This is a genomic window from Streptococcus mitis SK597 (genome assembly GCF_000148545.1).
In the GTDB taxonomy this organism is placed as follows: Bacteria; Bacillota; Bacilli; order Lactobacillales; family Streptococcaceae; genus Streptococcus; species Streptococcus mitis_C.
Genome location: NZ_AEDV01000048.1, coordinates 1 through 15,065, shown reverse-complemented (window position 1 = coordinate 15,065; position 15,065 = coordinate 1). Strand labels below are relative to the sequence as shown.

Genomic DNA, 15,065 nt, shown 5'->3' with positions numbered 1-15,065 from the left:
AATATTATTTTTCAGAAAGATAAATTATAAAAATGTATGGAAGATTTGCTAGAAATCGACAAATTTTGTTTCTCAAAAAACGAATACTTTCATAAGAGAAATTCTTATTGATGAAGATTTAATATCTGTATTGGATGCATTGAAAGAGGAACAAGATAAGGTTCTTTATAATCGTGAAGAATTGAAGAAATATGATTTGGTCTGGTATAAACTTTCTACAAATTATGGATTGAATAAATGCTTGAAAGTATTTTTATCCGAACTTGGGATAGGTAGTCAAACCATGATAGCAACAGCAGGAAGGTATATTTACGGTTCATATTTATTATCAAAAGGTGTTGATATATGGGCTGTTTCAAGATTACTAAGGCATAAAGATATACAACAAATTATTCAAACTTACGGACATACTCTAAAAGAGGGTTATTGATAAAAAGTATGATTTAGTAAGAGAATGAATGTTAGTAAAAGGATAAAATAATTTTGATCAATTCCATAATAAAAATAAGGACTTCCTTTGTTAGAATGTCCTTATTTTATTATGGAATTGAACAAATGAGGTAAAGGTTCAGATCTATGAACTCAGAAAGTAAGTACAAAGCTTTAAACAGCTTTCAAAAAGATTTGGTGTGGATTTTTTGGGCTAAGGTATGTGACAAAAAGAATTGATTGTTATGAAATAGAGAGACTAAAAAATGGGGAAAATCTTTATTGTTCCCCTGAACTTGATATGTTGTAAAAGATTATTTCTGGTCTGTTAAATATATCAATAACAAAATTTAAACATGATAGTCTAATATCTAATCCATTTAAAGTGAATACGTTTATCAATCGTTTGAGTAAGAAAATCTCAAAAGAAGAAGGGATAGGTTTTCAAAGGTAACCTATCTAGTCATTGCTTATATATAATTTGTATCTTTTGCTTTATTAATTTGTATTTAAAATTTAATCATGTTACAATTGAAATTGAAATCGAATAGAAAAGGAAAATGCAAACGTGGGTACACTATTAGCAACAAGATTAAAAAATAGACGAAAAGAATTAAAAATGTCTCAGCGAGAATTGGCTGAGGGGATATGTAAACAGGGGCAGATTAGTCGATTAGAGAATGGAGAATTTACTCCAGGAGCAGACTTTTTATATGCTCTGTCTAAGAAGTTAAAAGTTAGTATAGATTATTTTTTTAATGAGCAGATTGGAGAGGAGATTGATGAGTTATCAGAGTTTAAGAAGTTAGCCCAGACATTTATCACAAATCGAAATTATGAGTCTTTGAAATATATATATGAATTAGAGAGTGTAAAGGTACATCGCTTGTCTCTAGTAGATAAGTTTTATATGGAGTGGATAAAATCTCTTATAGATTTTTATCTCTATGGGCAAAAAGAGGAGGGTGTGGCAAGATTGGAGAAGGTACTGTCTCAGTTAAATGTAACTGACCTGATCTACCTTCAAGTTTCAAATACTCTATTTAATTTTTATTATGATATTGAAGATTTAGAGAGTTTTAATGAAATTCGAGAAAAGTTAGAGTATCAAGTAAATCAACTCAAGTTAAACACAATCGAAGAATTAAACCTTTCTATTAAATTTAATTATAATGTTTGTCGCTATCTATGGTTGCAGAATAATACTGAAGAGGCTATTACTAAAATCACAGATACGATAAAGCAATGTAAGACGTATAGAACAACATATCTTTTGGCTGATTTGTATGTATTGATGGGAAATGTCAGTAAGAATTTTTCTTCTAAAGTTGCAGTAAAAGAGTACTTTGAAACGGCTTATTTCCTGTATAAGCTTGAGGGCAATATGTCAATGGCTCTTAAAATCGAGCATTATATTGCAGATATAACAGAATAGTAAAGACGATGTTCAATTAAGCATCGTTTTTTTAATCCAGAAAGATACAAATATGTATTTAATAAAAATAAATAAAAAACATTATTAAAATTCTTGACATTATTATATTGAAGTGCTAAAATGAGTACAAGAAAATATTAGGCTTTTTGTCCATAAAACATCTACAGAAACTTACTATAGACTGAGTGAATGTAAAGAGACTTCAGCCTTTGAAGAATTGAGAGGTAAAATTAATGAATGAATTAGAAGTTAGATTTGAACTCAACGATGAGAAAGATTATAATAATGCTATTTCATATTTAGAAAAATCTTATAAATTTAAGAATGAAAATAAGCAAGTTGATGAATATTTTAAAACAAAAGGAAGAGAATTTGAAAATGATGAGGTAGGTAGCTTTATCTACAGAATTCGTCAAGAAGATGATAATAGAGCAAGTATTTTCACAAGAAAAGATACGATAAAACAAGGAATGTGGAGTGAAAGTGAAATAGAGTTAGAATCTGAAAAATTAGAATTTGTAAGAAATATCTTGCAAGATGGATTTTCAAATATTTTCACAATAAGTAAACATAGAAAGACTTATCATGATGAATTAGAAAATAAAACGATTAATCTAGATAAGATTGATGGTCTTGGGTTTTATCTTGAGATAGAGATTTTAGGAGATTTTTCAAAAGAAGATTATAGTAATTTTTATGATAAAATGTGCGGAGAGTTCTCGTTTTTAAATTCAAAAATAGAAACAAAGGGCTATGTCCAATTAATGAGAGAAAAAAATGGACGTAATTGAAATTATCAAATAGTCTTGTTGGGATTGTTTACTCAATTACTGGATTTGGAAGTTTGATAGCAGTAACCTTTCTTTCTACTTTTTTGAATAAGAAGGATCCTTTAGGGATAGTGGTAAGTGATACTAAAGCCTCTTTGAGAGGCAAGTGACGAGTCAAGAGAAATAAGGCTTGAACAACGTGAAAGCCAGCGTCTTTAGGCGCTGGCTGGTAGTTTGGGCTTATAGCCCTGGGACAAACCACCCGTTTGACGGGTGGTCATGATTATTATGAAATAGATGGTACTTGTTATCTTGATTTTAGAGTATCTGGCGAGGATGTATATTTCATTGAGTTAGTAACTATGTATGGTTTAAGTGAAAATAGTGCGGTACCAACTCTTGCAAAGAGGTTTGGAATAAGTCTTACCGATTTAATAAAAAGTGATATTCATCGTGGTTTAACTAGAAAGAAGGGACATTTTGGATATTAACAAGAAAACGTTTTATACAATAACTTTTGGTGAATTTATATCAAATATTGGAGATAGATTTCAGAAAATTGCTTTTCCAATCTTAATTTACCAAGAATTTCATTCGTCTTTTGCAATGGGAGGAATGGTGATTATTGAATTGCTACCTCAATTCTTCTTGGGATTTGTTATGGGTTACTTATTAGATAATTTCAATAAGAAAAAAATACTATTATGGTCTACATTAATACCGGCATTATTATGTAGTGTAATACCGATATTATCTAAATATTCAGTTCCTATATTTTTTACTATGTTATTGCATTTTTGATACCTTTATTTTCGACACTTTTTCAAACAGGATTCTCAGTCATTACTCCTGCCTTATTTGAGAAGGAAGAATTGCAAAATATAATTCTCAGTTTCAAGGTGTCCGAACTATTTCAAAATTAATTTCTCCAGCTATAGCAGGGGTACTAATGTTAAAGTTTAATATTAATAGCATTTTTTTTATTAATAGTGCTTCTTTCTTGTTATTATTTCTTTCAATACTAATTTCATATATTCCAGATCAAGAACACAAGGAGAATGGTAATGATGATATAAAAGAAATTTTTGTAGGTTTTAAAGAGAACTTTACAAATATTAAATTGAGGATTTCTTTACTCTTTACTATTGTTGTGAATATCGCTATGCTAGGCTTCAATGCAACGATTATTTATTATTTACAGGATCAATTAAAATTATCAAATAGTCTTGTTGGGATTGTTTACTCCATTGCTGGATTTGGTAGTTTGATAGCAGTAACCCTTCTTTCTACTTTTTTGAATAAGAAGGATGCCTTTATCTTAATGAATATATCAATGGCAACCATCCCACTTGTCATTATGGCAAGCGGAATAGTAGAAAATTGGATTTTTTTTGGAATTTGTTACTCAATTTTGAGTGGACTAATTACAATAGCTTCTGTCTCAATTACAACAATACAGCAACAAGAAAGTACTGAGTATAATATTGGTAAGATACTTTCTAGTTCTTTTGTAATAGCTACTATTTTTGCACCTTTTGGAGGGATACTGGCTGCTTATTTTAATTGGCTTTTAAACCCGAGATTAAGTCTAGTTATTTTGGGATTACTAAGTAGTTTATTGGTTATTCTTATAAAGAGTTATGAAAAAAAGCTAGCTAAGAAAAGAAGTGCAATATTTATAAAGGAAGATTAGTGGATCGATTATCACTTGAAAAAATAATATTAATTCGTAGTAAAATAAAAAATTGAAAAAGGTTTTACATAATGTACTACCTAATTCAGATTTAATAATTATTGAGGGGATAGAACTGGAAACCAAAAATACTGAATCTTAAACTGCCCCCAAAAGTAAGATTTTTCTGTCTTACTTTTGGGGGCAGTACATTATCTCTAACTTCTGGAGTGCTTTTTCTATATTCAAATTATTTTACAATACCCATGTACGGATGGCATGGGCTACGCCGGATTCATCGTTAGATTTAGTGATGTATTTGGCGATTTTTTTGATTTCTGGATTTCCATTTTCCATGACCACGGGGTTATCAACGACTTCCAGCATGGCACGGTCATTTTCTTCGTCACCGATAGCCATGGTTTGATCTTTGGTCAATCCTAGTTTTTCAGCTAAGTGAGTGATGGCTGAACCTTTGTCCACATTCTTTTTAAGGAGTTCGAGGTAGAAAGGAGCAGATTTGTTGATAGAGTAGCGCTCATAAAATTCTGCTGGTATCTTTTCAATCGCAGCATCAAGTATTTCTGGTTCATCGATGAACATACACTTGACGATTTCCTTGTCAGCCATTTCTTCAGGTGTGCGGTAGAAGATGGGCATGCTGACGAGGGTTGATTCGTGCACTGTATATTTTCCGATATTGCGATTGGCTGTGTAGATACCGTCCTTTGTAATAGCGTGCATGTGTACACCGAGCTTGCGACTGAGAAATTCCATATCCAGATAATCCTCATAAGTCAAGGATTCGCTGATAATCTCATGTCCTGTAGCAGTTTCTTGGACAAGGGCACCGTTGAAGGTCACAACATAGTCACCCTCGTCTCTCAACTGCAAGTCGTCCAGAAGTTTGGCAACGCCTGCGATAGGGCGGCCAGTTGCAATCACGACTTTGACACCAGCTTCTTTGGCATCTTGTATGGCAGAAAAGACTTCAGGAGTGATTTCCTTTTGGCTGTTGACTAGGGTTCCGTCGATATCGACGGCAATTAGTTTAATACTCATAAATTTCCTCTTCTAGTTTTTATTTGGAGTAAAATGATCGTTCTCAATCAAGTGTAAAAATTGCTGGGTGATACTTGCGAAGATGCTGTTTTGGTCCAACATTTCTTTTGGAAAATAGAAACGATTATCTCCGTGGCGACTGCCAGCAAGGGATTGGACGATAGGAGAAAGGCTAGAGAGTTCGGCCAGTTGACCATTTTTTTGTAAAATCTCAATCTGTGTCCGTGGATTTTCAGATTCGGGACGATAGATATCATAAGGGAGGTCAAAGTTCTTATGAATGGCAGTATAGTAGTCGGGATCAAAGCCAATGTCCTCAACCAATTTTCTCATGCTAGCGAGTTGGTCTTGATCTTCTTGTGAAAAAGTAATGGATTTAAAGACCTTGCGGTTGACAAAGCGTTGCGATAAGTCAGCAAGAATCTTGTCAGGACTGGTCATCCAGAGCTGGAAGTAGGTATTCATCACACCATCATCTAGAGCCAGATAATCTGACAAGGTCACATTTTTTTCAAAGAAAGGTACGAGATGTGGAGAAGTTCGTGCAAAGAAGTCCTTGTCTGCAGGATAGAGTTCCTTGGCGCGCTTGAGGAGATTCTGTAGGAGAACTTCCATGGCGCGTGTTGCTGGGTGGAAATAGACCTGCATGTACATCTGGTAGCGACTGAGGACGTAATCTTCGATGGCATGCATGCCATTGCGCTGAAAGGCGATGCCATTTTCGACAGGGCGAATGACACGCAAGATTCGAGTCAGGTCAAATTCACCATAGGATGCTCCTGTAAAATAGGAGTCACGCAAGAGATAGTCCATACGGTCCGCATCAATCTGACTAGAAATGAGTTGCACAACCTGCTTGTTAGGGTAGGTATGGTCTATGACACTGGCAACCTTTTCTGGAAAATCTGGCGCCACTTGTAGCAGGACTTGGTGAATCTCCGTTTCAGGACTTTGGATAATCTCCTGAGTGATGGCTTCATGGTCTGTATCAAAGAGATGTTCAAAAGTATGGGAGTAGGCACCATGCCCAAGGTCATGTAGGAGAGCAGCTGTCATAGTCAAGAGAGACTCGGCAGGATTCCATTCTTCAGGATATTTTTCTTCAAAAATCTCCGTGATACGTCGTGCAATTTCATAGACTCCTAGACAGTGGGAGAAGCGGCTGTGTTCTCCACCGTGGAAGGTATAACTGGAAGTTCCCAGTTGCTTGATCCGGCGCAAGCGTTGAAATTCTTTTGTATTGATCAAGTCATAGATGATTTGATTATTGACATGGATGTAGTTGTGAACTGGGTCACGGAATACTTTTTCGTTCATATGACCATTATAGCAAAAAGCTAGAGTTTTTGGTAAAATAGTAGGACAAGAGACAAGAAAGAGGACTTGATGTGAAGATTCGGATGCGAAATACGATTCAGTTTGATGAGCAGTTGGAAGTGATTGACCAGCTTTATGATGTAGAAGTGCATGAAAAGGGAGATTATAGCTACCTGCTTTTTTATAATGAGGAAAAGGAAAAAGTAGTGATTAAATTTCATGGTCAAGAACTGGTGATGAGCCGTTTTTCCAATCCCAAGACCATTATGCGCTTTTTAAAGGATAGCGATAGTTTAGCCTACATTCCTACACCAATGGGTATGCAGGAGTTTATCATCCAAACGAGCCATTATCAAGTTGATGGGCAAAAGATTGAACTAGATTATCAACTACAAAATCAAGAGGGACATCCCTTTGCCAGCTATCAATTGGAAATTACTTGGGGCTAGGCTCATGTCTTTTTCAAATTTAGCTAGCTATCTTCTTGGATTGGCTTCCTAGTGTGGTAGATTAGGCTAATTTTTGGTATAATAAAAGTTATGGAAATCGAAAAAACCAATCGTATGAATGCGCTCTTTGAATTTTATGCGGCGCTTTTGACAGACAAGCAAATGAACTATATAGAGCTCTACTACGCTGATGATTACAGCCTTGCTGAGATTGCCGAGGAGTTTGGTGTCAGTCGTCAGGCTGTCTATGACAATATCAAGCGGACAGAAAAGATTCTGGAAGATTATGAGATGAAATTGCACATGTACTCGGACTACATTGTCCGCAGTCAGATTTTTGACCAGATTTTGGAGCGCTATCCCAAAGATGACTTTCTGCAGGAGCAGATAGAAATTTTAACAAGCATTGATAATAGAGAATAAGAGGAAGAAACATGGCATTTGAAAGTTTAACAGAACGTTTGCAGAACGTTTTTAAAAATCTACGTAAAAAAGGAAAAATCTCTGAATCTGATGTCCAAGAGGCGACCAAAGAAATTCGCTTGGCCTTGCTTGAGGCCGACGTTGCCTTGCCTGTTGTAAAGGACTTTATCAAGAAAGTTCGTGAGCGTGCAGTCGGGCATGAGGTCATTGATACCCTTAATCCTGCGCAACAAATTATTAAAATCGTTGATGAGGAACTGACAACCGTTTTAGGTTCTGATACGGCAGAAATTATCAAGTCACCTAAGATTCCTACAATTATCATGATGGTCGGTTTGCAGGGGGCTGGTAAAACAACCTTTGCTGGTAAATTGGCCAACAAACTCAAGAAAGAAGAAAATGCTCGTCCTTTGATGATTGCGGCGGATATTTATCGTCCAGCTGCCATTGATCAGCTGAAGACACTGGGGCAACAGATTGATGTGCCTGTCTTCGCACTTGGAACAGAAGTACCAGCTGTTGAGATTGTACGTCAAGGTTTGGAACAAGCCCAAGCTAATCATAATGACTATGTCTTGATTGATACGGCAGGGCGTTTGCAGATTGATGAGCTGTTGATGAATGAGCTTCGTGACGTGAAAGCACTAGCTCAACCAAATGAAATTTTGCTCGTCGTTGATGCCATGATTGGTCAAGAAGCGGCCAATGTTGCGCGTGAGTTTAATGCTCAGTTGGAAGTAACTGGGGTTATCCTTACCAAGATTGATGGGGACACTCGTGGTGGTGCTGCCCTATCTGTTCGTCACATTACTGGAAAACCAATCAAGTTCACTGGTACAGGTGAAAAGATTACGGACATTGAGACCTTCCACCCAGACCGTATGTCTAGCCGTATCCTTGGCATGGGGGATATGCTCACTTTGATTGAGAAAGCTTCTCAAGAATACGATGAGCAAAAAGCCCTTGAAATGGCTGAGAAGATGCGTGAAAACACCTTTGATTTCAATGATTTCATTGATCAGTTGGATCAGGTGCAAAACATGGGGCCAATGGAAGACTTGCTCAAGATGATTCCAGGTATGGCTAACAACCCAGCACTTCAAAACATGAAGGTGGATGAGCGTCAGATTGCTCGCAAACGTGCTATTGTGTCTTCAATGACACCTGAAGAACGTGAAAATCCAGATTTGTTAAATCCGAGCCGTCGCCGTCGTATTGCTGCAGGTTCTGGAAATACCTTTGTCGAAGTCAATAAATTCATCAAGGACTTTAATCAGGCCAAACAGCTCATGCAGGGTGTTATGTCTGGTGATATGAACAAGATGATGAAGCAGATGGGAATCAATCCAAATAACCTTCCTAAAAATATGCCAAATATGGGAGGAATGGATATGTCTGTCCTTGAAGGAATGATGGGACAAGGTGGAATGCCTGACTTGTCAGCTCTCGGAGGAGAAGGAATGCCAGATATGAGCCAGATGTTTGGTGGCGGACTCAAAGGTAAAATCGGTGAATTTGCCATGAAACAGTCCATGAAACGCATGGCGAATAAAATGAAGAAAGCGAAGAAGAAACGCAAGTAAGGCAAAGGAAGGTCGCAGGGCTTTCCTTTTTTAGAAATAAGAAAAATGAGCACTTCCGTAATTGGAAATGCTCGTTTTTTGATATGTTTAGACTACTAGTCTTTATTTTCGTGTGGCAAGATTAAGTTCAAGATGATTCCTGTCATGGCTGATAGGGCAGTACCTGAAAGGGTAACTGGACCAAGTTTAAGGATAGCTCCTCCAAGTCCAAGGACTAACATAGCACTTGCGATGATTAGGTTACGCATTTGAGCGAAATCAACACGTTCTTTAATCAAGACTTTCAAACCGTTGCTGGCGATAACTCCATAGAGAAGGATAGACATACCACCAAGTACAGCATTTGGAATGGTTGAAATCAAGGCAGTGAATTTACCAAGGAAGCTAAGGGCAATTGCGATAAAGGCAGCGTTACGGATAACTGAGACAGAAGCGATACGAGTCATACCGATAACCCCTGTATTTTCTCCGTAAGTTGTATTGGCTGGTCCACCAAGGAAGGCAGAAACAGAAGTTGCGATACCGTCACCAAGAAGAGTACGGTGAAGACCTGGTTCTTTCAAGAATTGACGGCCACAGATTTGACCCAAAACAGTATGGTCTCCGATATGCTCAGAAATTGTTACGATAGCGATTGGCAAGATAGCGATGGTTTCTGGACCAAAGTAAAGATTGTATTCTTTAAAGGCACCACCTGTGCTAAATGGCAAGTAGAAACCAGGAATTTCAAACCAGTTGGCTTTAAGAACTGGTGTAAAGTCAACCAAGCCAAGAGTCAGTGCGAAGAGGTAACCACCGATAATGGCAAAGAGGAATGGAATGATTCGTAGGAAGCCTTTTCCTTTTGTGTTGATAAAGGCAGCAATTAGGAAAGTAACAACTGCTACAAGAGCATTTTTCCAATTTCCATCCGCTACAAGACCAGCATTGGTAACAGCTGAACCTGCAAGTCCAAGACCGATAACGATGATCATAGGTCCGATGATGATTGGTGGCAAGAGTTTATCAATCCATTTTGTACCCGCAAAACGAACACTTGCAGCCACAAGCACATAGATAAAACCTGTAAGGATAACCCCTGTTTGTGCAGCTGATACATCCCCTCCTAGTTCCTTCATAGCTAGGGACATAGCTGTGATAAAGGCAAATGAAGAACCTAGATAAACTGGAACTTTAAAACCAGTTGAAATCATGTAGATGAGTGTTCCAACACCTGAAGCAAAAAGGGCAACAGATACAGGCATTCCCAAAATCAATGGTACCAATATGGTCGCCCCAAACATGGCGAAAACGTGTTGGAAACTAAGGAGAATTCCTTTTCCAGCCGAAGGACGTTGGTCAACGTCTAGTAACAAATCAACAGTTGATTCTTGTTTCATATAAACCTCACTTTTGGGCATCAAAAAAGAGCCCATTATTTTACAGCAATAGGCCCTCAGAGTAAGACTTCTCTAAAATCTAGACTTTAAAGAGTTTCAAGTATTTCTGCGTCTTCGTCACCTCACGGGATGACATTAAAAACCTTTGCTTGTGATAGTATAGCAGAAAAAAATGATTTTGTAAATCATTTTTTCCCGAGCCTGGAAATAAAGGAGCGAGGTTGATTTTGTAAATCATTTTTTCCCGAGCCTGAAAATAAAAGAGCGAGGCTGACTTTGTAAATATTTTTTTACTAAAAAATTTAAAGCGGGCGTTTATTTGGCATGCCAGCCTTTCTTGGGTATTTGTTGGGCGTTTCTTTTTTCTTTTCTACCACTGTGATATAACGCGGATCTCCATTTGGTAGGGCGTAGCTGAGATTGTCTTCGACTTTACTGAAGAGGAGGTTGAGGGCATTCTTTGCTTCAAATAACTCCTCAGGCGCATTGCTGGCCTTGAGTGCCAATAGTTTGCCACCAACTTTAAGGTAAGGAATGGTCAATTCAGATAGGACTTGCATACGGGCAACCGCACGAGCTGTTACAAAATCATATTGAGCACGGAAGTTTTTGTCTTGGGCAAAGTCTTCTGCACGTCCATGGTAGAAGTGGACACCATCCAAATCCAGTTCTTGAGCTAAGAGTTGGAGGAAGTTGATACGTTTATTGAGCGAATCAATGATGGTCACATCTAACTGAGGATAGAGGATTTTCATTGGTAGACTAGGAAATCCTGCCCCGGCTCCAATATCAAGCAATTTGATATTTTCATTGGGAATCAAGCCTTGCAGAATAGGTGCAATCGAATCGTAAAAATGTTTGAGATAAACTTCTTCCTTGTCTGTAATGGCTGTTAAATTAATCTTTTCATTCCACTCAACCAAGAGCTCAAAATAACGTTCAAATTGTTTTTTTTGCTGGTCCGAAAGTGGAAGATTTTGCTCGGCAAGCAAATTGTAAAATGTTTCTGGTTTCATAGTTATTTCCTTCTTTAGTATCATCTTATTTTACCACAATCATTAAAAATTTGATATACTGGTACTAATCTAAAAACAGAAAGGAATTATAAAAATGACTTGGATTATTCTTGGAGTTATCGCTCTTATTGTTATTTTTGTGATTGTTAGCTATAACGGTTTGGTTAAGAATCGTATGCAAACAAAGGAGGCTTGGAGTCAGATTGATGTTCAGTTGAAACGTCGAAATGACCTCTTGCCAAACTTGATTGAAACTGTAAAAGGTTATGCTAAATATGAAGGTTCTACCCTTGAAAAGGTGGCAGAACTGCGTAACCAAGTGGCAGCAGCAACTTCACCAGCAGAAGCTATGAAAGCTAGTGATGCCCTCACTCGTCAAGTTTCAGGTATTTTTGCAGTTGCAGAAAGCTACCCAGATTTGAAAGCTAGTGCCAACTTTGTTAAATTGCAAGAGGAGTTGACCAATACAGAAAATAAAATTTCTTACTCTCGTCAACTCTACAACAGTGTTGTCAGCAACTACAATGTAAAATTAGAAACTTTCCCAAGCAATATTATCGCTGGAATGTTTGGATTTAAAGCAGCAGATTTCCTTCAAACACCAGAAGAGGAAAAGGCAGTTCCTAAGGTTGATTTTAGCGGTTTAGGTGACTAAGATGTTGTTTGATCAAATTGCAAGCAATAAACGAAAAACCTGGATTTTGTTGCTGGTATTTTTCCTACTCTTAGCTCTTGTTGGCTATGCGGTTGGTTACCTCTTTATGCGATCTGGGCTTGGTGGTTTGGTTATCGCACTGATTATTGGCTTTATCTATGCCTTGTCCATGATTTTTCAATCGACAGAGATTGTCATGTCAATGAATGGAGCGCGTGAGGTTGATGAGCAAATGGCACCAGACCTCTACCATGTAGTGGAAGATATGGCTATGGTGGCTCAGATTCCTATGCCCCGTGTTTTCATCATTGATGATCCAGCCTTAAATGCCTTTGCGACAGGTTCTAATCCTCAAAATGCGGCGGTTGCTGCGACTTCAGGTCTCCTAGCTATTATGAATCGTGAAGAACTAGAAGCTGTTATGGGACATGAAGTCAGTCATATTCGTAATTACGATATCCGCATTTCGACTATTGCCGTTGCCCTTGCTAGTGCTATCACTATGCTTTCTAGTATGGCAGGTCGTATGATGTGGTGGGGTGGTGCAGGTCGCAGACGAAGTGACGATGATAGAGATGGAAACGGTCTTGAAATCATTATGCTAGTGGTTTCTTTACTAGCTATTGTACTGGCCCCTCTCGCTGCAACTTTGGTGCAACTAGCTATTTCTCGTCAAAGGGAATTCCTAGCTGATGCTTCTAGTGTCGAGTTGACCCGCAATCCTCAAGGGATGATTAATGCTCTACGTAAGTTAGACAATAGTAAACCCATGAGTCGTCCTGTTGATGATGCCAGCAGTGCACTTTATATCAATGATCCCAAGAAAGGTGGAGGGTTCCAAAAACTCTTTTACACCCACCCACCTATCGCAGAGCGGATTGAACGTTTAAAACAGATGTAAAATTTACCTATACAATCCTAAAAAATGAGCATTCTCGTAGTTGGAGATGCTCATTTTCTTATATAAAGGAACTCAGAAATCAATTTGTTATGATACAACTTATATTCTTCGAAAATCTCTTCAAACCGCATCAGCTTCGCCTTGCCGTACTTAAGTCCAGCCTACGACTAGCTTCCTAGTTTGCTCTTTGATTTTCATTGAGTATTAGAATTTCTTTAGGAAACTTCGTTCAGAACACATGATATATCGAAGAAGAATCTAGAATCTATGCAAAATGTAAGATGGCAACTGATCTCGTTTTTCGTAAATTAGAGAATATTTTTGGTGAACTCAGAGTGTGTGTTAGAGACAAGTAGGCCAGTGTAGTAGAGCTTGGATTCATCTTAATCAGCATGGGGTTTACAAAATTGTCCAAGAATTTAATCTACAAATCAGTTATTTAAAAATCACTGTGTGCTTTTAGTTAGAAGTTAGTTTTTGTCCAGCCTCTTTTATAGTCTATTTCGGAAAACTTCGTACATGAGAATGGCTGCAGCAACACTGGCATTGAGGCTTTGAACATGTCCATTCATAGGAATGGTAATCATTTCATCGACTTGTTTTTTGATGTTGCTAGAGATGCCTTTTCCTTCATTTCCGATGATGAGGGCGATTTTCCCTTTTGTATTCCACTTGTGGCAAGGAGTCCCATTCATATCTGTTCCAAAGGTCCAGAAGCCTTCATCCTTGAGTTTGTCTAGAGTTTGGCTTAGATTAGTCACTCGGGCGATGGGAATGTGTTCAATAGCACCTGTGGCCGTTTTGGCAACGACAGGAGTAACACCGACAGCACGGTGTTTGGGAATGATGACACCTGAAACGTTGGTCGCATCGGCTGTTCGCAAGATAGAACCCAGATTATGGGGATCAGTAAGACCATCCAGAATCAATAGAAGTGGATTTTCTTCTTGGCGTGTTTTGGCAAGGATGTTATCCAGCTCGCTATAGGAAAATTCAGACACTCGTAGAACAAAACCTTGGTGAACAGCACCTTCAGTCATCTCAGAGAGGGATTTTTTTGAAGTCCAAGAAATGGACACCTTCTTTTCTGTAGCCAGTTCTTTGACTTTCTCAACATTCTTACCTCGGAGATCTTCTTGGAGGTAAAGTTTGTTTCCTGTGTTTGCAAGGAGGGCTTCGGTAACGGCGTGGACTCCATAGACAATATCATTTGTTTTCATGCCTCTATTATAACACAAAACCCCGTCTTGCAACGGGATTTTCTTTATTCTAGAATTAGTAAACCATCTTTAACTGCAAATGGGTCTTTTTCATTGATACGGTCGTAAAACATGATTCCGTTGATGTGGTCAATTTCATGCTGTACAACGATGGAGTTGTAGCCTTTAAGTTTGATGCGGTGTTTTTCTCCATCTTTGTCAAAGTAGTCAACAGTGACGCGAGCATGGCGAACTACATAGCCAGGCACGTTACGGTCAACAGATAGGCAACCTTCTCCTTCGCCAAGAGCAGCGTCTTGAACAGAGTGAGAGACGATCTTTGGATTATACATAATGGCTTGTAAGTCGTAGGCTTCCTGTGGAGTTTCGCCTTCTTCAACAATATTAGGTACCAAAACAGCGATAATGCGTTTTGAGATATCCAATTGAGGAGCAGCAAGTCCAACCCCACCGCGGAGCCCCATTTTTTCAGCCATGACGGGATCTTGGGAATGTTTGAGGAATTGCATCATCTTTTCGCCTAGGATGATTTCCTGGTCAGATAGGGGGAAAGTAACTTCCTCAGCAACCGCGCGTAGAGTTGGGTTCCCTTCGCGGATAATATCGTTCATATCAATTAAGTGAGCAGCTTTTGTAATACGTTCTATAGCAGACATTTTCTCTCCTTTCATTACCTCTACATGATAACACAAAATGACAAGGATTGAAAGTATTACAGCCTTTAGGATTTATAGAAAATAGATAGGATGTTCAA

General features: G+C 38.0%; 16 protein-coding genes and 1 pseudogene. 11 read left to right on the top strand and 6 right to left on the bottom strand.

Annotated features, from left to right (window positions below; genetic code table 11):
* Positions 1-26: 26 nt before the first annotated feature.
* The 6 genes and pseudogenes from SMSK597_RS08245 to SMSK597_RS13845 form a co-directional block, all read left to right on the top strand.
* A pseudogene (locus tag SMSK597_RS08245) lies at positions 27-458 on the top strand (site-specific integrase); the annotation flags it as partial.
* A gap of 539 nt (positions 459-997) precedes the next feature.
* On the top strand, positions 998-1,864 hold the full coding sequence (locus tag SMSK597_RS08240; protein ID WP_000537001.1) for a helix-turn-helix domain-containing protein: 867 nt from the start codon (positions 998-1,000) through the stop codon (positions 1,862-1,864).
* 233 nt (positions 1,865-2,097) lie between these two features.
* Positions 2,098-2,655: a CYTH domain-containing protein gene (locus tag SMSK597_RS08235; RefSeq protein ID WP_001003834.1), complete on the top strand. Its 558-nt coding sequence runs from the start codon at positions 2,098-2,100 to the stop codon at positions 2,653-2,655.
* 245 nt (positions 2,656-2,900) lie between these two features.
* Positions 2,901-3,125: a hypothetical protein gene (locus tag SMSK597_RS12860; RefSeq protein ID WP_255261785.1), complete on the top strand. Its 225-nt coding sequence runs from the start codon at positions 2,901-2,903 to the stop codon at positions 3,123-3,125.
* Positions 3,115-3,435 carry an MFS transporter gene (locus SMSK597_RS13850; RefSeq protein ID WP_255261784.1) on the top strand — a complete coding sequence of 107 codons (321 nt, stop codon included), beginning with the start codon at positions 3,115-3,117 and terminating at the stop codon, positions 3,433-3,435. Before SMSK597_RS12860 ends, SMSK597_RS13850 begins: the two co-directional genes overlap by 11 nt.
* Positions 3,436-3,505: 70 nt before the next feature.
* Complete coding sequence (locus tag SMSK597_RS13845; protein WP_369688087.1) at positions 3,506-4,327, top strand: MFS transporter; 822 nt, start codon at positions 3,506-3,508, stop codon at positions 4,325-4,327.
* 234 nt (positions 4,328-4,561) lie between these two features.
* Here the strand turns inward: SMSK597_RS13845 and yidA are convergent, their stop codons facing one another.
* The gene (gene yidA, locus SMSK597_RS08225) at positions 4,562-5,368 is read right to left on the bottom strand and encodes a sugar-phosphatase (protein ID WP_000023502.1); all 807 of its coding nucleotides are present in this window, start codon (positions 5,366-5,368) and stop codon (positions 4,562-4,564) included.
* 12 nt (positions 5,369-5,380) lie between these two features.
* Positions 5,381-6,685 carry an HD domain-containing protein gene (locus SMSK597_RS08220; protein WP_001003488.1) on the bottom strand — a complete coding sequence of 435 codons (1,305 nt, stop codon included), beginning with the start codon at positions 6,683-6,685 and terminating at the stop codon, positions 5,381-5,383.
* A gap of 71 nt (positions 6,686-6,756) precedes the next feature.
* Here SMSK597_RS08220 and SMSK597_RS08215 point away from each other — a divergent pair, with 71 nt between their 5' ends.
* The 3 genes from SMSK597_RS08215 (at position 6,757) to ffh (ending at position 9,140) form a co-directional block, all read left to right on the top strand.
* Entirely contained in the window at positions 6,757-7,134 is a 378-nt protein-coding gene (locus SMSK597_RS08215; RefSeq protein ID WP_004238036.1) for a YwiB family protein, read from the top strand.
* Positions 7,135-7,224: 90 nt separating this feature from the next.
* Entirely contained in the window at positions 7,225-7,557 is a 333-nt protein-coding gene (locus SMSK597_RS08210; RefSeq protein ID WP_000402066.1) for a putative DNA-binding protein, read from the top strand.
* An 11-nt stretch (positions 7,558-7,568) separates the two neighbouring features.
* Positions 7,569-9,140 carry a signal recognition particle protein gene (gene ffh, locus SMSK597_RS08205; protein ID WP_000863640.1) on the top strand — a complete coding sequence of 524 codons (1,572 nt, stop codon included), beginning with the start codon at positions 7,569-7,571 and terminating at the stop codon, positions 9,138-9,140.
* 95 nt (positions 9,141-9,235) lie between these two features.
* Here the strand turns inward: ffh and SMSK597_RS08200 are convergent, their stop codons facing one another.
* Entirely contained in the window at positions 9,236-10,519 is a 1,284-nt protein-coding gene (locus tag SMSK597_RS08200; RefSeq protein WP_004238034.1) for a uracil-xanthine permease family protein, read from the bottom strand.
* A 302-nt stretch (positions 10,520-10,821) separates the two neighbouring features.
* Positions 10,822-11,535, bottom strand: coding sequence for a 16S rRNA (guanine(527)-N(7))-methyltransferase RsmG (gene rsmG / locus SMSK597_RS08195; protein WP_000801937.1), 714 nt, complete (start codon positions 11,533-11,535; stop codon positions 10,822-10,824).
* 94 nt (positions 11,536-11,629) lie between these two features.
* On the opposite strand from rsmG, the gene SMSK597_RS08190 reads away from it, so the two are divergent.
* Together SMSK597_RS08190 and htpX are read left to right on the top strand one after the other, a co-directional pair.
* The gene (locus SMSK597_RS08190; protein ID WP_000219822.1) at positions 11,630-12,190 is read left to right on the top strand and encodes a LemA family protein; all 561 of its coding nucleotides are present in this window, start codon (positions 11,630-11,632) and stop codon (positions 12,188-12,190) included.
* A gap of 1 nt (position 12,191) precedes the next feature.
* On the top strand, positions 12,192-13,091 hold the full coding sequence (gene htpX / locus SMSK597_RS08185) for a zinc metalloprotease HtpX (protein ID WP_000895744.1): 900 nt from the start codon (positions 12,192-12,194) through the stop codon (positions 13,089-13,091).
* Between the two features lie 491 nt (positions 13,092-13,582).
* On the opposite strand, the gene rlmB is transcribed toward htpX, so the two are convergent.
* Positions 13,583-14,311, bottom strand: a complete 729-nt coding sequence (gene rlmB, locus SMSK597_RS08180) for a 23S rRNA (guanosine(2251)-2'-O)-methyltransferase RlmB (RefSeq protein WP_000855760.1) — start codon at positions 14,309-14,311, stop codon at positions 13,583-13,585.
* A gap of 44 nt (positions 14,312-14,355) precedes the next feature.
* On the bottom strand, positions 14,356-14,967 hold the full coding sequence (gene def, locus SMSK597_RS08175) for a peptide deformylase (protein ID WP_001272956.1): 612 nt from the start codon (positions 14,965-14,967) through the stop codon (positions 14,356-14,358).
* Positions 14,968-15,065 lie beyond the last annotated feature (98 nt).

What these genes read in the sequence shown, in the direction of transcription:
- SMSK597_RS08235 (WP_001003834.1), top strand. Translation starts at nt 2,098, where the DNA reads ATGAATGAATTAGAAGTTAGATTTGAACTCAACGATGAGAAAGATTAT.
- yidA (WP_000023502.1), bottom strand. Translation starts at nt 5,368, where the DNA reads ATGAGTATTAAACTAATTGCCGTCGATATCGACGGAACCCTAGTCAAC.
- SMSK597_RS08220 (WP_001003488.1), bottom strand. Translation starts at nt 6,685, where the DNA reads ATGAACGAAAAAGTATTCCGTGACCCAGTTCACAACTACATCCATGTC.
- SMSK597_RS08210 (WP_000402066.1), top strand. Translation starts at nt 7,225, where the DNA reads ATGGAAATCGAAAAAACCAATCGTATGAATGCGCTCTTTGAATTTTAT.
- ffh (WP_000863640.1), top strand. Translation starts at nt 7,569, where the DNA reads ATGGCATTTGAAAGTTTAACAGAACGTTTGCAGAACGTTTTTAAAAAT.
- SMSK597_RS08200 (WP_004238034.1), bottom strand. Translation starts at nt 10,519, where the DNA reads ATGAAACAAGAATCAACTGTTGATTTGTTACTAGACGTTGACCAACGT.
- rsmG (WP_000801937.1), bottom strand. Translation starts at nt 11,535, where the DNA reads ATGAAACCAGAAACATTTTACAATTTGCTTGCCGAGCAAAATCTTCCA.
- SMSK597_RS08190 (WP_000219822.1), top strand. Translation starts at nt 11,630, where the DNA reads ATGACTTGGATTATTCTTGGAGTTATCGCTCTTATTGTTATTTTTGTG.
- htpX (WP_000895744.1), top strand. Translation starts at nt 12,192, where the DNA reads ATGTTGTTTGATCAAATTGCAAGCAATAAACGAAAAACCTGGATTTTG.
- rlmB (WP_000855760.1), bottom strand. Translation starts at nt 14,311, where the DNA reads ATGAAAACAAATGATATTGTCTATGGAGTCCACGCCGTTACCGAAGCC.
- def (WP_001272956.1), bottom strand. Translation starts at nt 14,967, where the DNA reads ATGTCTGCTATAGAACGTATTACAAAAGCTGCTCACTTAATTGATATG.